This is a genomic window from Erythrobacter sp. NFXS35 (genome assembly GCF_040148725.1).
Taxonomy (GTDB): domain Bacteria; phylum Pseudomonadota; class Alphaproteobacteria; order Sphingomonadales; family Sphingomonadaceae; genus Erythrobacter.
Map to the genome: position 1 here is coordinate 48499 of NZ_JAGDEB010000004.1, position 15888 is coordinate 64386.

Sequence of the window (15888 nt, forward strand, 5' to 3'; positions counted from 1 at the left end):
TGCATCCTTGTCCTAGACTGTCTTTTGCGAGGGCAGCTTTAGCTTGCTGCCGTCCGGCCCGATAAAGGGCAGCGTGCGCAGGCGGTGACCGGACGCAGCGAAAATCGCATTGGCGAGTGCTGGGGCGGCGGGCGGTGTTGCCGGTTCACCGACCCCGCCGGGCGGCGCGTCGGAGGGAATGATGGCGACCTCGAACTCTCGCGGTGCCTCTTCCATCCGCATCAGCCGCCAGCTTGGGAAATTGTCCTGCACGACCGCGCCGTTTTTCGCAGTGATTGCGCCGTAGAGCGCATTCGACAGCCCGTAGATGGTGCCGCCTTCCATCTGTGCGCGCACATGGCGCGGGTTGATCACGGTGCCCGCATCCACTGCCAGCCAGACACCCGGAATGCTGATTGCACCATCCTTGCCGACCGCCACTTCGACCACGGTGGCGATATAGCTGAGGAACGAGCGGTGAACTGCTATCCCCAGTCCCCGACCGTCCGGCAGTCTACGGCCCCAATCGGCCATTTCCGCCGCTTTCTCCGCCACCCGCCGCAACCGGCTGGTATCAATCGGATATTCCGTCAACTCCGCGCCATAATTGCCATATTTGGCGCCTTCGGTCTCGGGATCGATCATGCGCGGCGGGCCAATCAATTCGAGCAGATAGTCCTTCTGGTCGCGGCCTGCGGCATGGGCGAGTTCGGCAGCAAAGCTCTGCACCGCAAAGGCGTGGTAGATATTGGCGACCGAGCGCAGCCAGCCGATCCGCAGATGGCCCTTGGCATCGCCGGACTCGACCCTGAGGTTAGGAGTGGCAAAGGGCACATCACTCGCGCCCATGCCCAATTCGCCGTCGCTCGGCTCGGCCACTGAATCATCGAAGGTCGAGCTGATCGGGGGGAATACGGTGCGATGCAACCACGCGGTGCAGGTGCCGTCCTTGTCGAGCCCAGCCTCGCAATACTGCGCGCTGACCGAGTGATAATACCCATGGCGGATGTCGTCCTCGCGCGTCCACGTGACCTTGACCGGCTTGCCGACTTCGCGGGCGATCAGTGCGGCTTCGATCACGAAATCGGGCTTGGATTTGCGCCCGAAGGCGCCGCCCAGCCAAGTCGGCGTGACCTTGATCAGTTCCTTGTCGATCCCCAGCGCCTCGGCGAGGGTGTCGCGCGTGGATTGCGGGTCCTGCACGCAGGCCCAGCATTCGAGCCGCTCGCCGTCCCATTCGGCGGTCGCGCTGGGCGGCTCCATTGGCGATTGATTGAGGTGCGGGGCGTAATACTCGGCCACGACCCGCTTGTCCGCCGCAGCGAGCGCCGCGCCGACATTGCCGCGCGAACGCCGCACCTTGCCGCTGCGCCGTGAAGTGGCCTGCATTTGCTTGGCGTAGGTTTCGGAGTCGTAACCCGCATTAGGGCCATCAGCCCACGCGATTTCCAGTGCGCGCCGCCCCTCGATCGCGGCCCAGGTGTCACGTGCCACCACAGCCACGCCCCCCAACGGCTGAAACAGCGCCGGCGGCCTTGCATCGGGTAGGCGGATGGTGGTCAGCACCCCGGCAACCGCGAGCGTCTTTGTGTCGTCGACACTCCCGGTCCGGCCGAACAGCTGCGGCGGACGGGCGACCACCGCATAGACCATGCCCGGCCGCATCACGTCGATCCCGAACGTGCCTTCGCCCTTGACGATGCGCGGCACCGTCAGCGAGGGGATCTCGGCATTGATGTAGCGCCATTCCTTGGGGGTCTTGAGCGTGATGTCGGCTTCTGCCGGAATTGCGAGCCGGCCGGCGAGTTCAGCCAGATTGCCATAGGACAGCGACTCATCGTTCTGGGTGTTGCTGACCAGACCGCCCTTGGCCGTGCATTGGTCTTCCGGCAGTTTCCAGTAGAGCGCGGCCGCCGCCACCAGCATCTGCCGCATCGCTGCGCCTGCGACCCGCAGCCGGTGGAAATTGAAGCGGACCGAGCGTGAACCATCGGTGTTCTGGTCGCCATAGCGTTCGTGCCCTTCGGCCTGGACGATCGTGACCTTGTCCCAATCGGCCTCGAGTTCATCAGCCACGATCTGCGCCATCGAGGTCCAGACCTGCTGGCCCATTTCCGAACGGTGGCAGGTGATCCTGACCGCGCCATCCTTGTCGATCGCGATCCACAGGGCAGGGGTCGCATCGCCGCCCTTGACCCCAGTCAGCGGGCTGGGGCCGGCATCCGGCAGGTCGAAGGCATCAGCGTCAATCGCGGGCTCGACATAGGTCGAACATCCCACCAGCGCCACGCCGAGCACGAACAGCCCCGCACCGCCGACAAAGGCGCGGCGGCTGAGATTAACATAGGGGCTTGGCTGATCGCCCGTTTCGGCGGCCTTTGGCGCAGGAATGATTCCGAGATCGCGAATTAACACTGGCTTTCCCCCTTTAGCCAGATCGTGACGGCGTCCGGCCAAATAACGTTGATCGACGCAAAGCAAGATGGCAACTGTACTTGGTCAAATAACGCACCACCTGGTCAAATATCGCACCATGATCTTTGCCCCGGGTGGCTCGGCATCGATGAACGACCTTGCCGGCGAATTACTCGGTTGGGACTTGTCGGTGGATGCCTATCGCAAAGACCTGAAGCGAGGGGCGGGAGAATAAATTGTTGGCGAACGGCCTGAACTCGCCAAAGCCGCCAATCGCTTTTCAACCCCACCACCGGGCATGAACGACCGGCTCGGGGTCGGCAGCCGACACTGTCCTAATCAGGCCGTGAAGAGCGGCCACTGCGGGTTCTGTTCCCAAGGGTCGCCATTCTGAAACCGCCCCCTTAAACGATTTGGCTGTTTGAAAGTCGGTGCAGACGGCTCCGTCGCCGCATGGAACAAAAACTTGACGGCGGTAAAGGACCGTTCAGTCAGCCGTCGCTTACTGATCATGTGACCGCAGACGAGCAAGCTAGCTTCCGGGCAGTTCCACGACAGGCATCATGCCAATAATGAAATCCACGACCTCGTCGAAGACATAAAGCCCGACAGTTGGGATAGCTAGCAATGCAGTAAGTCCGACCAGCACTAGGCTCGTGTCCCGGAGCACGTTGGGTTTTTGGCTGTTTAAATTGTCAGACATCGCGGTTGTGTCCTTTCACAGTGTGAGGTGAAAACCGCGATCGGCGGTCAATTTGGTACCCGAACTGTTATTGAAGAACAAATGACGGCCAGGACGATGCGAGGTCAACCGGGCGGACCGTCAAAAAAGCGTCAATTTGCGCTGGGCTCCGCCCACGTGCTCATCAGACCGAATATGTTGGCCCGGTGACTACCGCAGGGCAGAATTGACGTTCTTTTGACGGTCGTATCGCTTGACCCCCCTTAGGCGCGCTGCGACTCATGCCTCCGCTCGGCCGCTAACCGCCACGCGATCTGTCGGCATACCCGCCCATTTTTGCAGGAGCCTGCATGACACAGCCCCCATCACCAGACACGAAGCTGCAAAAGCGCCTTGGCCTGCCGTTTGCGATCGCAGTGTGTGTGGGGACGGTGGTCGGTACCGGGATCATGCGTGCTCCGGGTGAAATTGCCAACATGGTGCCCGATCCGGCCGTCATCCTTCTGCTATGGGTGGCAGGCGGCATCTATGTCCTGCTTTCATGCAATGTGGCTTCGGAAATTTCCTCTGCCATCCCGAAGGCCGGGGGTCATTACGTGCCCGTTCGCGAAGGTCTTGGCGATTCGATGGGGCTGCTCGTTGGATGGACAATGTGGATTGCTTTCGTCGCGGTCAACGCGGCAATCGCGATTGCTGCGGCGGATTTCATGGGCACTTTCATTCCCTGGGTGGACGCTAATATGCCGCTCACTGCGCTGGCGATCCTGTTGACTGTCACCGCACTCAACTGGGCTGGGGTTGAGGAAGGCAGGGTGCTCCAGATCGCCGGGACAGCTATCAAGCTTGCGCTGTTGCTGGCCGTTGTGGTGGTTGCACTGGCAATACCCGCGCAGAGCCTAACCGCTGCCGAGCCTGCTGCTTTCGAGCCCGAGGCCATCGGAATACTTGGGATTATCGCCGGCCTCCAGTTCGTCGTTGCAGTCTATGATGGATGGTACACCAGCATCTATTTCGCCGCAGAGGACAAAAATCCCGGGCGCAATATTCCGCGCTCGTTGTTTCAGTCCGCAGTTGCTGTGATCTTGATCTATCTTGCAGTGAATTACAGCCTGCTGCGCGCACTTGATCTTGATGCTTTGCGCGCATCGGAATTGCCGATGGCACCGGTCATCGATCAGGTTTTCGGTCAATCGGGCAGCGTTTTTGTTGCACTGCTCGCGACATTGATGGCCCTTGTCACACTCAATGGCTGCATCATGTCCACACCGCGCATACTTTATGGACTGGCTGTGGACGGACTTTTTCTCAGATCCGCGCTCAAGGTCAATCGCGGCGGCACTCCCACCGTCGCGCTGGCGGTGGGCACGATCATTGCGATCCCGCTTATCTTTTCAGGCGGCTATGTCTTTGTGTTCCGGCTGATGGGGGCTCTGACGCTGTTCGCCGCTTGCCTCTACAACCTTTCCTATTTCGCTTTGCGCCTCCGGCAACCAGACCTTCGCCGTCCATTCCGGGCGTGGGGCCATCCGGTGCTTCCCGCGCTCGCTCTCATTTTCTCGACCGCGCTCGTCGTCGGTTTCGTAATTGCCGATCCATTCAGTGGAATTGTCATGCTGAGCCTCATCGCGATCTGCATTCCTGTCGGACTGCATCTTGAGCGACAGAGGAGGGTGCAAACGGCGATTGCCTCCTGAGCTCTTGTGCTGGCGATTGGATATAGCGGATTTCCACCCCGAACAGTCGTTCTCGTCCATACTGCACGATCCCAAAACCTTTGCACGAGCCGTTGGGATGTCTCCAAGGGTGAGGAATTCCTCTTCCCGACAGACGAAAGCGCCGCGGACATACTTGGGGATACCGCGCCGGAAGCCTTAGCTGTCCCCGGGCGGGTAAAGGTATTTTGCAACCCGTTGCATCGTCGGTGCGCGGCGAGAGTTTGTAGCAGACATTCGGGCAACCCTGGCCCCGCAAGTGGCCGTCTTTCTAGGCTTTTCTGCTAGATCAAGGCCTTGCGAGGCAGGTGGCGGAGACGGAGGGATTCGACCTAAATGATTATGTAATTAGAAATGCGAAACAAAATACGACCTATCTTGATATTATACCCCTTTCTGTACCCCGCTTCTCATCGCAAGATCGAACCTGAGGTTTTCCACATTCCGGCAACCTTATTCGGCCAACATCGGAATTCTGCGGACCGCTATGATAGCCTCGGTTAGCGAGCGGCAGTCCATCTTTGACATGGCGGCACGGTACTGCGTGCGCAAAGTATCGACCGTTACACGGCGGCGCTCGGCAATGTCTCTGGTCGACAACCCGTTCGCCAGATGGACCATGAGATCGGCCTCGGCCGGTGACAGGCGATAGCGGCGCCGCAACATCGCATTAACATTGAAGCCAAGCATTTGCGGTTGGTCGCCCAGCAGGACGAGGCGGCGCCCGCCGCCGGGATTGGGCGCACACAAAATCGTGAAATGCCGCACCACCTCGCCGCATCTGAGCGACAAAGTGGTAACTTGATCTATCGGGGCATTCAGTGCCGCACTGCAAGCAGTCTCCAGTTCAGCCCGCTTTTTCGGCAGCATCGCTGTCAATTGGCCGCCGCGCCTGGAAAGGCCTCGGCCTACACTGAAGATGTCCTGTACGGCGAGGTTGGCGGCGACGATCCCCGCTCCGGCATTGAGCACGATTACCGGGGTGAGGAGCCGATCGACCATGTCTTGCCAACTTGCGATCTCCATGCACTTCGCGTGCAATGAGGCCTTCAGGATCAGCAATCGCTGCAAGTTCTCGCCGGCAGCATTGAGTTGATCGAGTGGCGAAGCGGCGAAGCCTGTCTGCCCCTTGCCCCTCAGCGCAGCATTCCGTTCTCGTCGACGAACGGTCGATCCTAGCGATAGACCTCCGACTTCATAACTGTGGTGTGAATTGTCGCGATTCCAGTTGCTTAAAGACGCTTGTATCTTACGAGCCGGGCGGGGACGTAGAACTTCATGTCAAATTCGAACGACGAAATGGCGGCGGGGCCTTCCGATACGGCGTTGGCGAGCTTCGCCTTGCTCGCCCAGGTTCTGGGCGTGCCGGCCGATCCGCAGCAGATCCATCACGATCGCGGTCAGGGCGACAGGCCCTATCACTTCGACGATCTGATCCCTATCGCCAAAAAACTCGGCCTGATCGCGCGACGCAAGCAGGCATCGCTTGGCGACCTTGCCAAACTGCCCCTGCCGGCGCTCGTGCGATTCAACGGGGGCGACACGGCAATCCTGCTCAAGATCGATGACAGCGGCGAGAGCGGATTTTGGCACATGGTTCTGCCCGCCGATGGCCAGCGCCCCGAAATCTGGAGCGAGGCCGACGTTGCCGAATGCACCGGGGGCAAGTTCGAACTGCTGTTGATGACGAGAGTTCCAAAAGGCCGCGAGCCAGGCATTCACTACAACACTACCGACGGGTGATTACCGGCCATCCAAATTTTTGATCGCGTACGTAGTCGCTGATCAACTCGTCAGGTACTTGTCTGGCCACGTCAATCAGGCGCTGATTAGCGCTTTGAAACCCGGGGTTGAGGTCGCCAACGGGGGGATCCATCAAGCGATGGAGCCTTCTCCCGTCTTGAACGAACGCAAGGTTCTCGCTTTCTGGTCTGATGCAAGCGAGCCTTCCATCGTGAGGTGACCAGAGTCTGCATTGCGGCCAGACCTGTCCGCCGACGGTGCCATGCTCGGATAGGAGGATTTCTGCAGGCAGATCGCCCTCACCGAAAGCCACTACCACCGCACTGACGGCCCATTCCCGCGCCATACCGAAGATGTTCCCCAACGTTCCCCATTCTTCGGACGGCGCTACGGCAAACATTAGCTGATCATCATTATCAGAGCATTCGCCTTCTCGAGGCCGCACCTCTGTCAACATGGCTACTGCAAGCAAGACGCGCAGGCGCCTTCGCATCGGATGCTCAACAACTAGGCCATCGGTTTCCATTTTCATTTTCTATCGCCACCGTTCCATCGACCGAGTTAACAATAAAGACTATCAACATCACTTCAAAAATCTGCCAGCTCTTCCTCTGGATTACCCTATACAGAAACTGCAAGATAAAGAGGTATAATGTAACTTAGGCTTTCACTCTAGCATCGGATCAATGTCATTTAATCGTTACCAAATTACAATTTCTAAATTGATTGTCTATCAAAAAACTGTATCGGACAAATATTAAATGAAAAGGTGCATTGCTGTGATGTCGTTCTTCGGTGAAAAGGTAATTGGCTCTGCCATGATAAGCAAGTCGTGTGCCAACTATCTTTCAGGGCTTGGGGTCCTGCGGGAGATCGTTCAGCATTCCGGATGGATAACTGGCGAGGATCAAAGGGTGATTCACTTTGCACCGGGGTCATCGAAGATCATTCATTATTATTTGGATGCGGACACCGTGCCTGCATTAGAAGTAACCCTTGCTCGTCGCGCAAATTCTGATCGTGCTATTCTGGAAATTCAATTTCAGGACATGCTATTTCGTGAAACCCCAAGTGGTCTGTCCAAGCTTGTTCTATTCGACCTTGAGTTGCCTGATAGTTTGAGGACGGCATTGAGAGGCAAGCGGCTGATGGATGTTGTCGGCCTCCCGTCGGCCTCGATGAACTGGCTCATTCGGGTAAACCCACTGGTACTTCAGGTTCGCAATGTGGTGAGGCAGCAGCGCTACGGATGTAATCAGCGGAATGGTCAGCAGGTCATCAGAAGCCGCAAGGCTCTGGAAATAAACCTTTCTGATAAGTGGGCGCACGAAAACTGGAATCAGCTGCCCAGTGCCGATGCTCTGGCAGGCGGTCTAGATGCTCTGGGAGTTGAATGCCTGCGCCGCGAATCCAGAATCAAGGATAAGGCTGCTCCGTCGAGATACCGTCTGTTTGACTGGGTATCCTTGTGGCGTTCTGAGCAAGGGGGTCTGGCGTTTGACGATATGCTCGAGGCGGACCGGAACACTCGCCCGTTTCTGGGTCCACAACGTCTGGTGTATGCGGTAGATGCCTCAGATGGCCGCTGCGGCCCGGAAGCGCTTGGGAAGAGCTGACGATATGCCGCACTTTTACGGTGCATCCTCCTGCACCAATGGCGCATCTCTGGTGCAACTACAGGCGCAAAATCGCGAATGTGGATGGTGCAAATCCGAACTGCCGGATCGATAGGCCTATATGCGTCACGCATATAGGCTGAGGCTTAAAATTGATCATAGATAAGCTATTACCATATTAAAGACTCAGCAATACGTTAAAGGTAGGCCTCTTAGTTTGCTATCCAAGATGGAGCCTGAGTTTTATTTAAATAAAAAGTAGTTCGGCCTACCTGCTGCCGGGATCTCATACTATAAGGCTATTCAGAGAACGCTCTGGAGAACCTATGATGAAGATTTCTGAGGCCATGTTGACTGATGGGAGCTTGAGCCCATCCGATCAAAAACAAGATTCCTTGCCCAAGGCGCCCCGCAAGCAGCGGCGCAAACGGACCGAGGCCGAGAAAGCCGCCAGCAGAGAGCGGGTTGCGCGCGACAAGTTCGGCCTTGGCCAGTGGGATCCGAACGAGCCGCCGCTGCATGGCATTTCTGCTGGCGCAATTCTCTTCGCCATCATTCTGGTGCGCAGGGCTTGGCGTACTGGCGGAGATTTCAAGCCGGGGCGCGTCGTCGCTGACGTTGCCAAGATCTGTGAACTGATAGAGGATCAACGCAAGCGCCTGCGCCGATGGGTCGCCTGGATCAAGCCGCGGAAATGGGTTCTGCAGGAGGATAAACGTTCGGCCGTCGTCTCCTGGAGTCACACCGGTCCCAGCAAGGAACTGATCTGGACGGCTGAGCTGGAGGCGGCGTGGCGCCAACGTATAGTCGCCGGTGCACAAGCAAAGGCTGCCAAAGCCTCGTCCGCAAACGTAACCTCATCGCAGGATCACGGCGAGCCCAGATCATCGAGCGCAGATTCAGGTTCGCAAGCAAAGGCGTATCCTTCGCCGTCCGCGCGGGCTGTAGCCGCGGCACCGGAAGTCGAAGCATCGGACAGGCTGTCCGACCAAACAACCGCGCCCGGCGGTAGCGGTCAAAAAACTGAAACTAGTCTTTCCAGAATGCCCGATCCGCCGGCCCACCCATGTCCGAGCGATCCCGGCTCAGGAGGTGCGGATCCTTCGACATCTAATGGCATCGAGTTGAACTATCCAAAGGTTCCCTACGGAGCTTACGTAGAGGGTGCTTACGATGCCAACGCGTTCTTCAGAGCAGTGAAAGATCAATCTGCAGACCGGGTGCGCTCGACCGCGGCGAAACTGTCGAAGAATCCAGCAGCCATCCGCGAAATATTTCGTCGGTCAAACGAGCATGGAAGAGTTGTCGAATATATCTTTAAACAAGTGGGAATTCCCCTCCCATGAGAACATCAAGGAAAGGGGGCCTAATAAATATACAGGATGAGTGTGGGTATCCCACACTTGGCGCCATCGTGTCGCTTACGCTTCGTGATGGCGTGGTTATTATAGGTCAAGCTTACGCGTTCGTTGGAGGTCAACATGACTTCTAAGAAGCGCAAAGATTCTCGTAAACGTTCACGCGTAGCTGTAAATTTCACGTCTGAACAATACGGTGAATTAGAGCAGAAAGCCGGGAGTAAACCGTTGGCTGAGTTCTGTCGTGAGCGGATTTTGCTTAGCGACAGATATCATGATCCCTTGTTCGATGTCAGCGCCAAGTTGAACGGCTCGGCTGCCCGGATGAAGCGGTTCGCCGAGTTGCTTAAGGCGTGGGATACGGCGCGCTTGATTGCGCTGATCGAGAGTGGGTTCGACAAAAAATATGACGTCGACCCGGAGTTTCAGCGGCTGGTCTCCGAAGGGGTTCAGCTGTGCCGCGAATTGTCTGGACAGGGCCGGGAGGTCACTCGCCTCCTTACTGAGCGTGAGACCGCGGTCAGGGTCGTTCGTCCGGTCAAATCCGGGAAACCCCAGCCATGATCATCAAAATCTGGCAATACGAATCCCGGGTCGAGAATGTCGTCGGCGGTGGTGCGAAACAGTCCCTTGCGTTCTCCACGGCGCTGTCTTCCGGGTGTTACATTTATGGCATCGATCCTGAAGTCCATCTCGCCGCTCTTCAAAGCCAAGTCAGGCCAATCGGCAATTACGTTGCGGCCGATCGCGGGTCGCCCGAACGGATTGCGGGACGCTACGCCTATAATCTCAACGCCGCTGCTCCGGACGAGCAGATCAACGAGCTTTCGGCTGCCGCAGGCGCGGCCGGACTAAAGCAATTCTGGCACGTAACTATCAGCCACCGTGAGGGAGACAAAATCACCGCCGAGCAAGGCGAAGAGATCCGTACCACGTTCGCCGAGGTCATGGGCGTTGAGCAATGTCCCCAGCTTTGGGCCGATCATGGGGACACTAATAACGATCATGGCCACGGGCTCATCGTTTCAGCCATCCCGGAATCTGGCCAGGATATCAAGTTCGGCGAAGGCTGGTGGAAGGAGAAAGCCCAGATTGCGGCCGCGATCTGCGAGCATCGTCTCGGGCTCCAGCCCGAACCCAATCGTCGCTATGTCGCCGATGCGAGCGGCGTCTACCACCTGCTCACCCACACCAAGGTTGCCGATCCCGAGGGCAAACTGGTCCTCGACGGCAAAGGCATGCGCGCCATGCAGCATGCGCATGATAAGATCATCGGGGAGAACGACGCGCCCGAGGGGCATCAGCCGGGTGACCCTTGGCCGCTCGAGCGAGCGGCACAGATCTTGGCCAAGCCGCGGCTGCAGACAGCAAGTGCCTGGCCGCAGGTCCACGAGGATCTTGCCTCTATTGGCTTTCGTTATGTGAAGGTCGGAAATACAGGCTTGCTCGAGGCGGTCACAAATGGCGGCGACTGGACGTCTTGTGTAGGTATCCGCTGCGCTGCCGGCGATGCCTACGCCAATGCTGCGCTTGGCAAGCTGTCAGACCGGCTCAAAGATACTTATCTCCCTCCAGCGCCGGGCCTCGTGGTGCGTCCCCTTGTCATGCCGCGCTTCAATGCACCGGATCAGGCCGACGCGATCGATCAGTCGAACCGCAAGGAAGAGCTTGCCGAATTCAAGGCGCTGACCGCGCAACTGACGACCGACTACAAACAGACCTATCGGTCGAAGCTGAACACCGAAAAGGGGGCGTCCGCCAACGAGGCGCGCGCAACGCGTAAGGCATCCCACAGCCGCGAACTGGATGCAGTCAAATCTGCACGGCGTCATGTCGTCACGCCGTCAAAGGTCACGGCAGCCAAGGGGCAGAAAACTCTTGCGCTGCCAACGACCGAGATATCAGCGATCTTGTGGGGCGAGCCGGCACAGGGCCACGGCGCGACAGATCTGCTGCGGCGTCAGCGAGAGCAGATATCCGATGATTACGACGTTAAGCCCGGCCAGCATGAAACCCGGTATTATCTCGACGGCAAGCTCGCCATTGTCGAACGCGAACGGACAATCCAGCTGCTGTCAGCCCGGCGGCAGGCCCGCATTCAGGTCATGCTGCTAGCTGCGGCCAGGTTCCGAGAGATCCGTATCGCTGCGCGCCGGAAGGTACGCGAAGCTCTTGCCCGCATTGCAGCCGAACTCGATATCGAGGTTCTCCCGCAACGCCTCGAAGATACGGTGGCGATATACCGCACCCAGATCAAACGCGATCCGGACAATGGTATCGTCGCGCGCGCTCGGCGCTGGCGCAATAACAGAACCACATTGAAGCGGCTGCGGTCATCAGTCCGCCATGACCGTGATCGCCGGGACCGGAGCGCAGCTTCATTCAGCAAGGCGACAGTCCGGGATTTCCGCAGGTGGAACGAAGCGGATTCGGATGCCGGTTGCTTTCCCAATCCGCCGAAAAACATTGCCGGCAAAGCGCTGCAAACGCTCGACCGCATTGATCGCAATGGGCTCCACTTGGCCCGGTCCCGTTTCAACGTCGACGGCGCCCGGTTTCTCGACGATCCGGCCTTGCTCAGCGCCTTTAAAGGGCACGAGCGCCACATCATCTTGCCCGGCATACAATCACGCCTCGATGCGATCGAGGCTGTGCAGGTCGAGCAACGCCGTTGGATTGCCGCCGCTCTTCTGAGCGGGCGGGTCACGATGAACAATGGGAACCTGGCCGCCACCCAAAAGGGCGACAAGTGGGCCGAGGCATTCTGGGAAGGGCAGAAGGGTGATCCCAGCTTTCACCGGCTGCTTGCGGTCTCCCATCTGCGGCCTGACCGCTTTGCCTTTGACCTCGACGAGCGCCCAGATGTGCGGGCGTGGAGGGCTGCTCGTACTCGCGGCGATGCGCAGCTCATTGGCGCGATGGCCGAAGAATTTTTCGCCGCATCCGTTCGGCATGGAGATGCAGTCACGAAAGACGCACGTGATCGGAACAGCGCCGCCCCGCCAACAGCCGCCGATGTGTCCTGGTCCTATCGGCACGAGCTGTTCGAAACGATGGGGTATGACGACGCCGAAGCTTTGCGCCGCACCAAGGGGCGTTTCGCCGAGACCTACCGCGGACACGTCTATCGCGCACCGGGTGAACCCGATCGAGAATGGGACAAACGGACCCGCGCCTATGAAAGGAATTTTGGTCCGCAGAGTGGACGAAATCGGAGGTAGGAGACTGATATCCAGAAAGTTTTGGCGACTAGGGCAAATCGCCTTGAGTGCCTGCCCATTAAAGCCAACGACAAATGCGAATGAAGCGAAAAATGCGAACGTCGCTTTTTTCGCTCACAACATGGAAGGAAATAATCGCATGCCTGACAAAACGACCCAAGCTGACATTGATGCAGCTGCCGATCAGCTCCTTAAAGAGCATGGCTATGACATCGACAAGGTCATACCCAACAAAGTGGCCGTCCGCCTCGGAATGTCAAAGGCCAACGGTGCCTTGGGGGAAGCGGTAGCAAACTGGAAAGAGCGCCGGACTGCGGAAGGCGTGCCATTCGTGACCAAGGCGCCGCCAGAAATGGATGCCGTCCTCGACGTAACGTTCGAGAATTTCCGTCGGCTCGCAAGAGGTCTGGTTGGCAAGTACCGCGCCGAGGATGCCGAAGCGCATGAACAGGACGCCGGCAAGTGGTCTGAACGTTACGATGACCTTGAGGCACGATACCATGAGCTTCGTCGCAAGTTCGAAGACGCGGAAAGTGCCCGTGTAAGCATGGTCGACGAGAATGCCCGGCTCGCAGCCGAACTCGCTCAGGCGCAAAGCGCATTCGGCAAGGCGCAGGCGGCGCTCGATGAGGTGAGAAAAGTCAACGATCGGTTGTTAGCCAACCTCGGCTTTGGGTCCGATCTTGGCGCTAACCATGGCCCGGCGCCGTCCGCTGGTGTCATGCAGAAGCAAACCGAGCCAGACGCCCAAACTCCCCCTCCGGTGCGCAGAGGGCGTGGACGACCTAGAAAAAATCCCACTTCATCGCCGAGCGGCGCTTTCCTTAGGCCCCACGCTGAAGACCTGCTCCCGGGTCACGCCTGGGAGCAGACATCCAGCGTCGGCGGGAAAATTGAAGATTGAGAGGTATCCCTCGTTCGATCCAATCGACACGATCATCATGGCTACCAAGCGCCATCACCGGACCGCGGACGAAGAGGCGGGATAGCAGCTCTTTTTTTTGCCGCCAGCGATGGAAAAGCGCACCGCGGGCGAAGATGCCTGACTGGCGCAGCCGACCGGCGCGCGGCCAGGCTAAGGAAGCTCAGAAACAGAAGAAGGGAAATTGAGAATCTGCCGGGGTGAAACCGGCAGGAGAAGGGAAAAAAGTGAAGGAAAGAAGAGCCAGAACGGCTCCGCCTTCGCCGCGCCGGTTTCGCCAACCCGTAATTGGAGAAACCATACCATGACTATACAGCATACTCATCTCGATCCGGTCAGCGAAGTGCTGGCCGATCGGCTCTCGGAATATCCCGACTACCGCGTGCTGCGTTCACTACCGCCGCCATATGCGTCGATGCCGGCCAGCGGCGCGCCGCCGGAAGGGCGGTGCATTGCATTGCTCGATGTTGAAACCACCTCGCTCGATGCAGCAGCCGGAAGCATCATCGAGCTGGCGATTAAGCTGCTGTGGGTGGACGATGATGGCAACCTCTTGGGCCATTTTCCGATCTTCAGCTGGATGCAGGATCCGGGGCACCCGCTTGATGGAAAAATCGCCCAGTTGACCGGCCTCACCGACGCCGATCTTGCTGGCAAGACAATCGACGATGAAGCGGTCGGACGCTTGCTTGACCGGGCGGATCTGATCGTCGCCCATAATGCTCGCTTCGACCTCGAATGGATCTTGCAGCGCTGGCCCGACCTCTGGGAGAAGCCATGGGCCTGTTCGTGCCATGAAATTTCGTGGCAGCCGCTCGGGCTCGAGGGCCGCAGCCAACCGTTTCTGCTGCAGCAACATGGTTGGTTCGCACGCGCGCACCGTGCACCGGCTGATGTCTGGGCGCTGTTCTGGTTGCTGCAGCAATCGCGCACAGAACCAGATAGCGATAACAGCGATGAGGGCGGTGCCAGCACCGGGACCGAACGCACGCATCTTCAGCGCCTGCTTGCAGCCAGCGACCGAGCGACCGTCAGGGTTGAAGCGGCGGGCGCGCCCTTCGCCCGGAAGGACCTGCTGCGCGCACGCGGCTACCGCTGGGACGCGGAGTTACTGCGCAAGGTCTGGTGGTGCGAGATAGCGTCAGAAGACGTCGAAGCCGAGCAGCTGTGGTTCAACCGCAATGACCTGCCGGCCCCGCGGCTTGTTCCCATCACTGCGCATGAGCGGCATCGCTGATTACAACCCTACAATCTCATCATCACCACCATCCTCAGCAGGCCCGCCATTGGCGGGCCTGCTGCGTTTCAAGGAACATAAAAAATGAACACCACTGACAATGCCAACATCACCTGCGAAGCTCACGATAATCTTGCCGCCATCCTCGAGCGTGAGGCGCGCGCCTTTGCTGCGCGGATTCAGGACAACAACGCTGCCCTTCCAGCGTCCCGCTATCTGATCATCGCCGACCTCGAATTTCAATACGACCGGTCGCGCCACGACGGCTACCGCGTTGCCGAGGGGGAGGGCGCAGAGCAGAGCGTGCGCTGGCCATTCCACCGCATCGCTGCCGCATCATGGCTGGCGCTGCGCTTCGATCCGGCAACGGACGTGCCGGTCATCGAAGAACTGAAGGTTGTCGCAGCCGACGAGGCGGATGAATGCGCGATCGTTACGCAGGTCTTCGGCGCGCTTGAGCGCTTCCCCGGGGCGACCTTCGTGAGCTGGGGAGCGGAAGCGAAGGACTTGGCGGTCTTGCGCCGCTGCGCTGCCGAATTTGGTCTCATGCTTCCGCATCAGCTGCGCGATCTGTCGCCCCACGCCCGGACCCGGCTCGATCTGTGCCGCGCAGTGGCCGTGCAGGCCAAGCCCGTGCACCTGCCCGAGTATGCAGCGGCGACCGCGATCCCGTCTAAGCCATCGCCCGCGAAAAGCATCGGCAAGCTGGTCGAGGCTGAAGCATGGCCGGCTGTGCGCGAACAGGTCTTGGCCGATGTGCTGACCGCGGCGGCGATCGCGCTGCGGCATCTTGCCTCCCACGGCGAGATCGCCTGTCACCCGCAGCGCACCCTCGGCGTGATCGCAGACGCTGCCGCAGCGGTTCTGCCGCGCAGCAAGTTTGTGAGCCTGGTCTTTGCACCATGGGCGCGGGCGCAGGTCGCAAGCTCGCGATTGCGTGGCGCCGTGTTCCGCGCTGCTTGATCGGGAATGATCAACGCCCGCCGCGTCCATAATCTGGCTC

General features: G+C 59.0%; 14 protein-coding genes. 10 read left to right on the plus strand and 4 right to left on the minus strand.

Annotation, left to right across the window (positions count from 1 at the left end):
- Positions 1–12 precede the first annotated feature (12 nt).
- Positions 13–2394, minus strand: a complete 2382-nt coding sequence (locus J3454_RS15355) for a xanthine dehydrogenase family protein molybdopterin-binding subunit (protein ID WP_349514655.1) — start codon at positions 2392–2394, stop codon at positions 13–15.
- A gap of 67 nt (positions 2395–2461) precedes the next feature.
- Between J3454_RS15355 and J3454_RS15360 the strand changes: the two genes are divergently transcribed.
- Complete coding sequence (locus J3454_RS15360) at positions 2462–2629, plus strand: hypothetical protein (RefSeq protein WP_349514656.1); 168 nt, start codon at positions 2462–2464, stop codon at positions 2627–2629.
- A gap of 297 nt (positions 2630–2926) precedes the next feature.
- Here J3454_RS15360 and J3454_RS15365 read toward each other — a convergent pair whose 3' ends face one another.
- Positions 2927–3097, minus strand: a complete 171-nt coding sequence (locus J3454_RS15365; RefSeq protein WP_349514657.1) for a hypothetical protein — start codon at positions 3095–3097, stop codon at positions 2927–2929.
- A gap of 329 nt (positions 3098–3426) precedes the next feature.
- Between J3454_RS15365 and J3454_RS15370 the strand changes: the two genes are divergently transcribed.
- A complete protein-coding gene (locus tag J3454_RS15370) occupies positions 3427–4770 on the plus strand; it encodes an APC family permease (protein ID WP_349514658.1) in 1344 nt (447 codons plus the stop codon).
- Between the two features lie 471 nt (positions 4771–5241).
- Here J3454_RS15370 and J3454_RS15375 read toward each other — a convergent pair whose 3' ends face one another.
- On the minus strand, positions 5242–5850 hold the full coding sequence (locus J3454_RS15375; RefSeq protein ID WP_349514659.1) for a helix-turn-helix transcriptional regulator: 609 nt from the start codon (positions 5848–5850) through the stop codon (positions 5242–5244).
- Positions 5851–6066: 216 nt separating this feature from the next.
- On the opposite strand from J3454_RS15375, the gene J3454_RS15380 reads away from it, so the two are divergent.
- Positions 6067–6531: a cysteine peptidase family C39 domain-containing protein gene (locus J3454_RS15380; protein WP_349514660.1), complete on the plus strand. Its 465-nt coding sequence runs from the start codon at positions 6067–6069 to the stop codon at positions 6529–6531.
- On the opposite strand, the gene J3454_RS15385 is transcribed toward J3454_RS15380, so the two are convergent.
- Entirely contained in the window at positions 6518–7063 is a 546-nt protein-coding gene (locus tag J3454_RS15385) for a hypothetical protein (RefSeq protein WP_349514661.1), read from the minus strand. The two genes, J3454_RS15380 and J3454_RS15385, sit on opposite strands and share 14 nt — an antisense overlap.
- A 250-nt stretch (positions 7064–7313) precedes the next feature.
- Here J3454_RS15385 and J3454_RS15390 point away from each other — a divergent pair, with 250 nt between their 5' ends.
- From J3454_RS15390 to J3454_RS15420, 7 genes are all read left to right on the plus strand, one after another.
- Positions 7314–8147 (plus strand): hypothetical protein, encoded by an 834-nt coding sequence (locus J3454_RS15390; protein ID WP_349514662.1) that lies wholly within the window; start codon positions 7314–7316, stop codon positions 8145–8147.
- A 326-nt stretch (positions 8148–8473) separates the two neighbouring features.
- A complete protein-coding gene (locus J3454_RS15395) occupies positions 8474–9493 on the plus strand; it encodes a sensor histidine kinase (protein ID WP_349514663.1) in 1020 nt (339 codons plus the stop codon).
- A 135-nt stretch (positions 9494–9628) separates the two neighbouring features.
- Entirely contained in the window at positions 9629–10069 is a 441-nt protein-coding gene (locus tag J3454_RS15400; protein WP_349514664.1) for a hypothetical protein, read from the plus strand.
- On the plus strand, positions 10066–12726 hold the full coding sequence (locus J3454_RS15405) for a relaxase/mobilization nuclease domain-containing protein (RefSeq protein WP_349514665.1): 2661 nt from the start codon (positions 10066–10068) through the stop codon (positions 12724–12726). The genes J3454_RS15400 and J3454_RS15405 overlap by 4 nt, the downstream gene beginning before the upstream one ends.
- 139 nt (positions 12727–12865) lie before the next feature.
- A complete protein-coding gene (locus tag J3454_RS15410; protein WP_349514666.1) occupies positions 12866–13630 on the plus strand; it encodes a hypothetical protein in 765 nt (254 codons plus the stop codon).
- Between the two features lie 202 nt (positions 13631–13832).
- On the plus strand, positions 13833–14885 hold the full coding sequence (locus J3454_RS15415) for a 3'-5' exonuclease (protein WP_349514667.1): 1053 nt from the start codon (positions 13833–13835) through the stop codon (positions 14883–14885).
- Between the two features lie 84 nt (positions 14886–14969).
- The gene (locus J3454_RS15420; protein WP_349514668.1) at positions 14970–15848 is read left to right on the plus strand and encodes a hypothetical protein; all 879 of its coding nucleotides are present in this window, start codon (positions 14970–14972) and stop codon (positions 15846–15848) included.
- Positions 15849–15888: the final 40 nt, after the last annotated feature.

Coding starts and splice junctions, on each gene's coding strand:
- J3454_RS15390 (WP_349514662.1), top strand. CDS start 7,314: ATGTCGTTCTTCGGTGAAAAGGTAATTGGCTCTGCCATGATAAGCAAG.
- J3454_RS15360 (WP_349514656.1), top strand. CDS start 2,462: ATGGCAACTGTACTTGGTCAAATAACGCACCACCTGGTCAAATATCGC.
- J3454_RS15420 (WP_349514668.1), top strand. CDS start 14,970: ATGAACACCACTGACAATGCCAACATCACCTGCGAAGCTCACGATAAT.
- J3454_RS15385 (WP_349514661.1), bottom strand. CDS start 7,063: ATGAAAATGGAAACCGATGGCCTAGTTGTTGAGCATCCGATGCGAAGG.
- J3454_RS15400 (WP_349514664.1), top strand. CDS start 9,629: ATGACTTCTAAGAAGCGCAAAGATTCTCGTAAACGTTCACGCGTAGCT.
- J3454_RS15395 (WP_349514663.1), top strand. CDS start 8,474: ATGATGAAGATTTCTGAGGCCATGTTGACTGATGGGAGCTTGAGCCCA.
- J3454_RS15405 (WP_349514665.1), top strand. CDS start 10,066: ATGATCATCAAAATCTGGCAATACGAATCCCGGGTCGAGAATGTCGTC.
- J3454_RS15410 (WP_349514666.1), top strand. CDS start 12,866: ATGCCTGACAAAACGACCCAAGCTGACATTGATGCAGCTGCCGATCAG.
- J3454_RS15380 (WP_349514660.1), top strand. CDS start 6,067: ATGTCAAATTCGAACGACGAAATGGCGGCGGGGCCTTCCGATACGGCG.
- J3454_RS15370 (WP_349514658.1), top strand. CDS start 3,427: ATGACACAGCCCCCATCACCAGACACGAAGCTGCAAAAGCGCCTTGGC.
- J3454_RS15365 (WP_349514657.1), bottom strand. CDS start 3,097: ATGTCTGACAATTTAAACAGCCAAAAACCCAACGTGCTCCGGGACACG.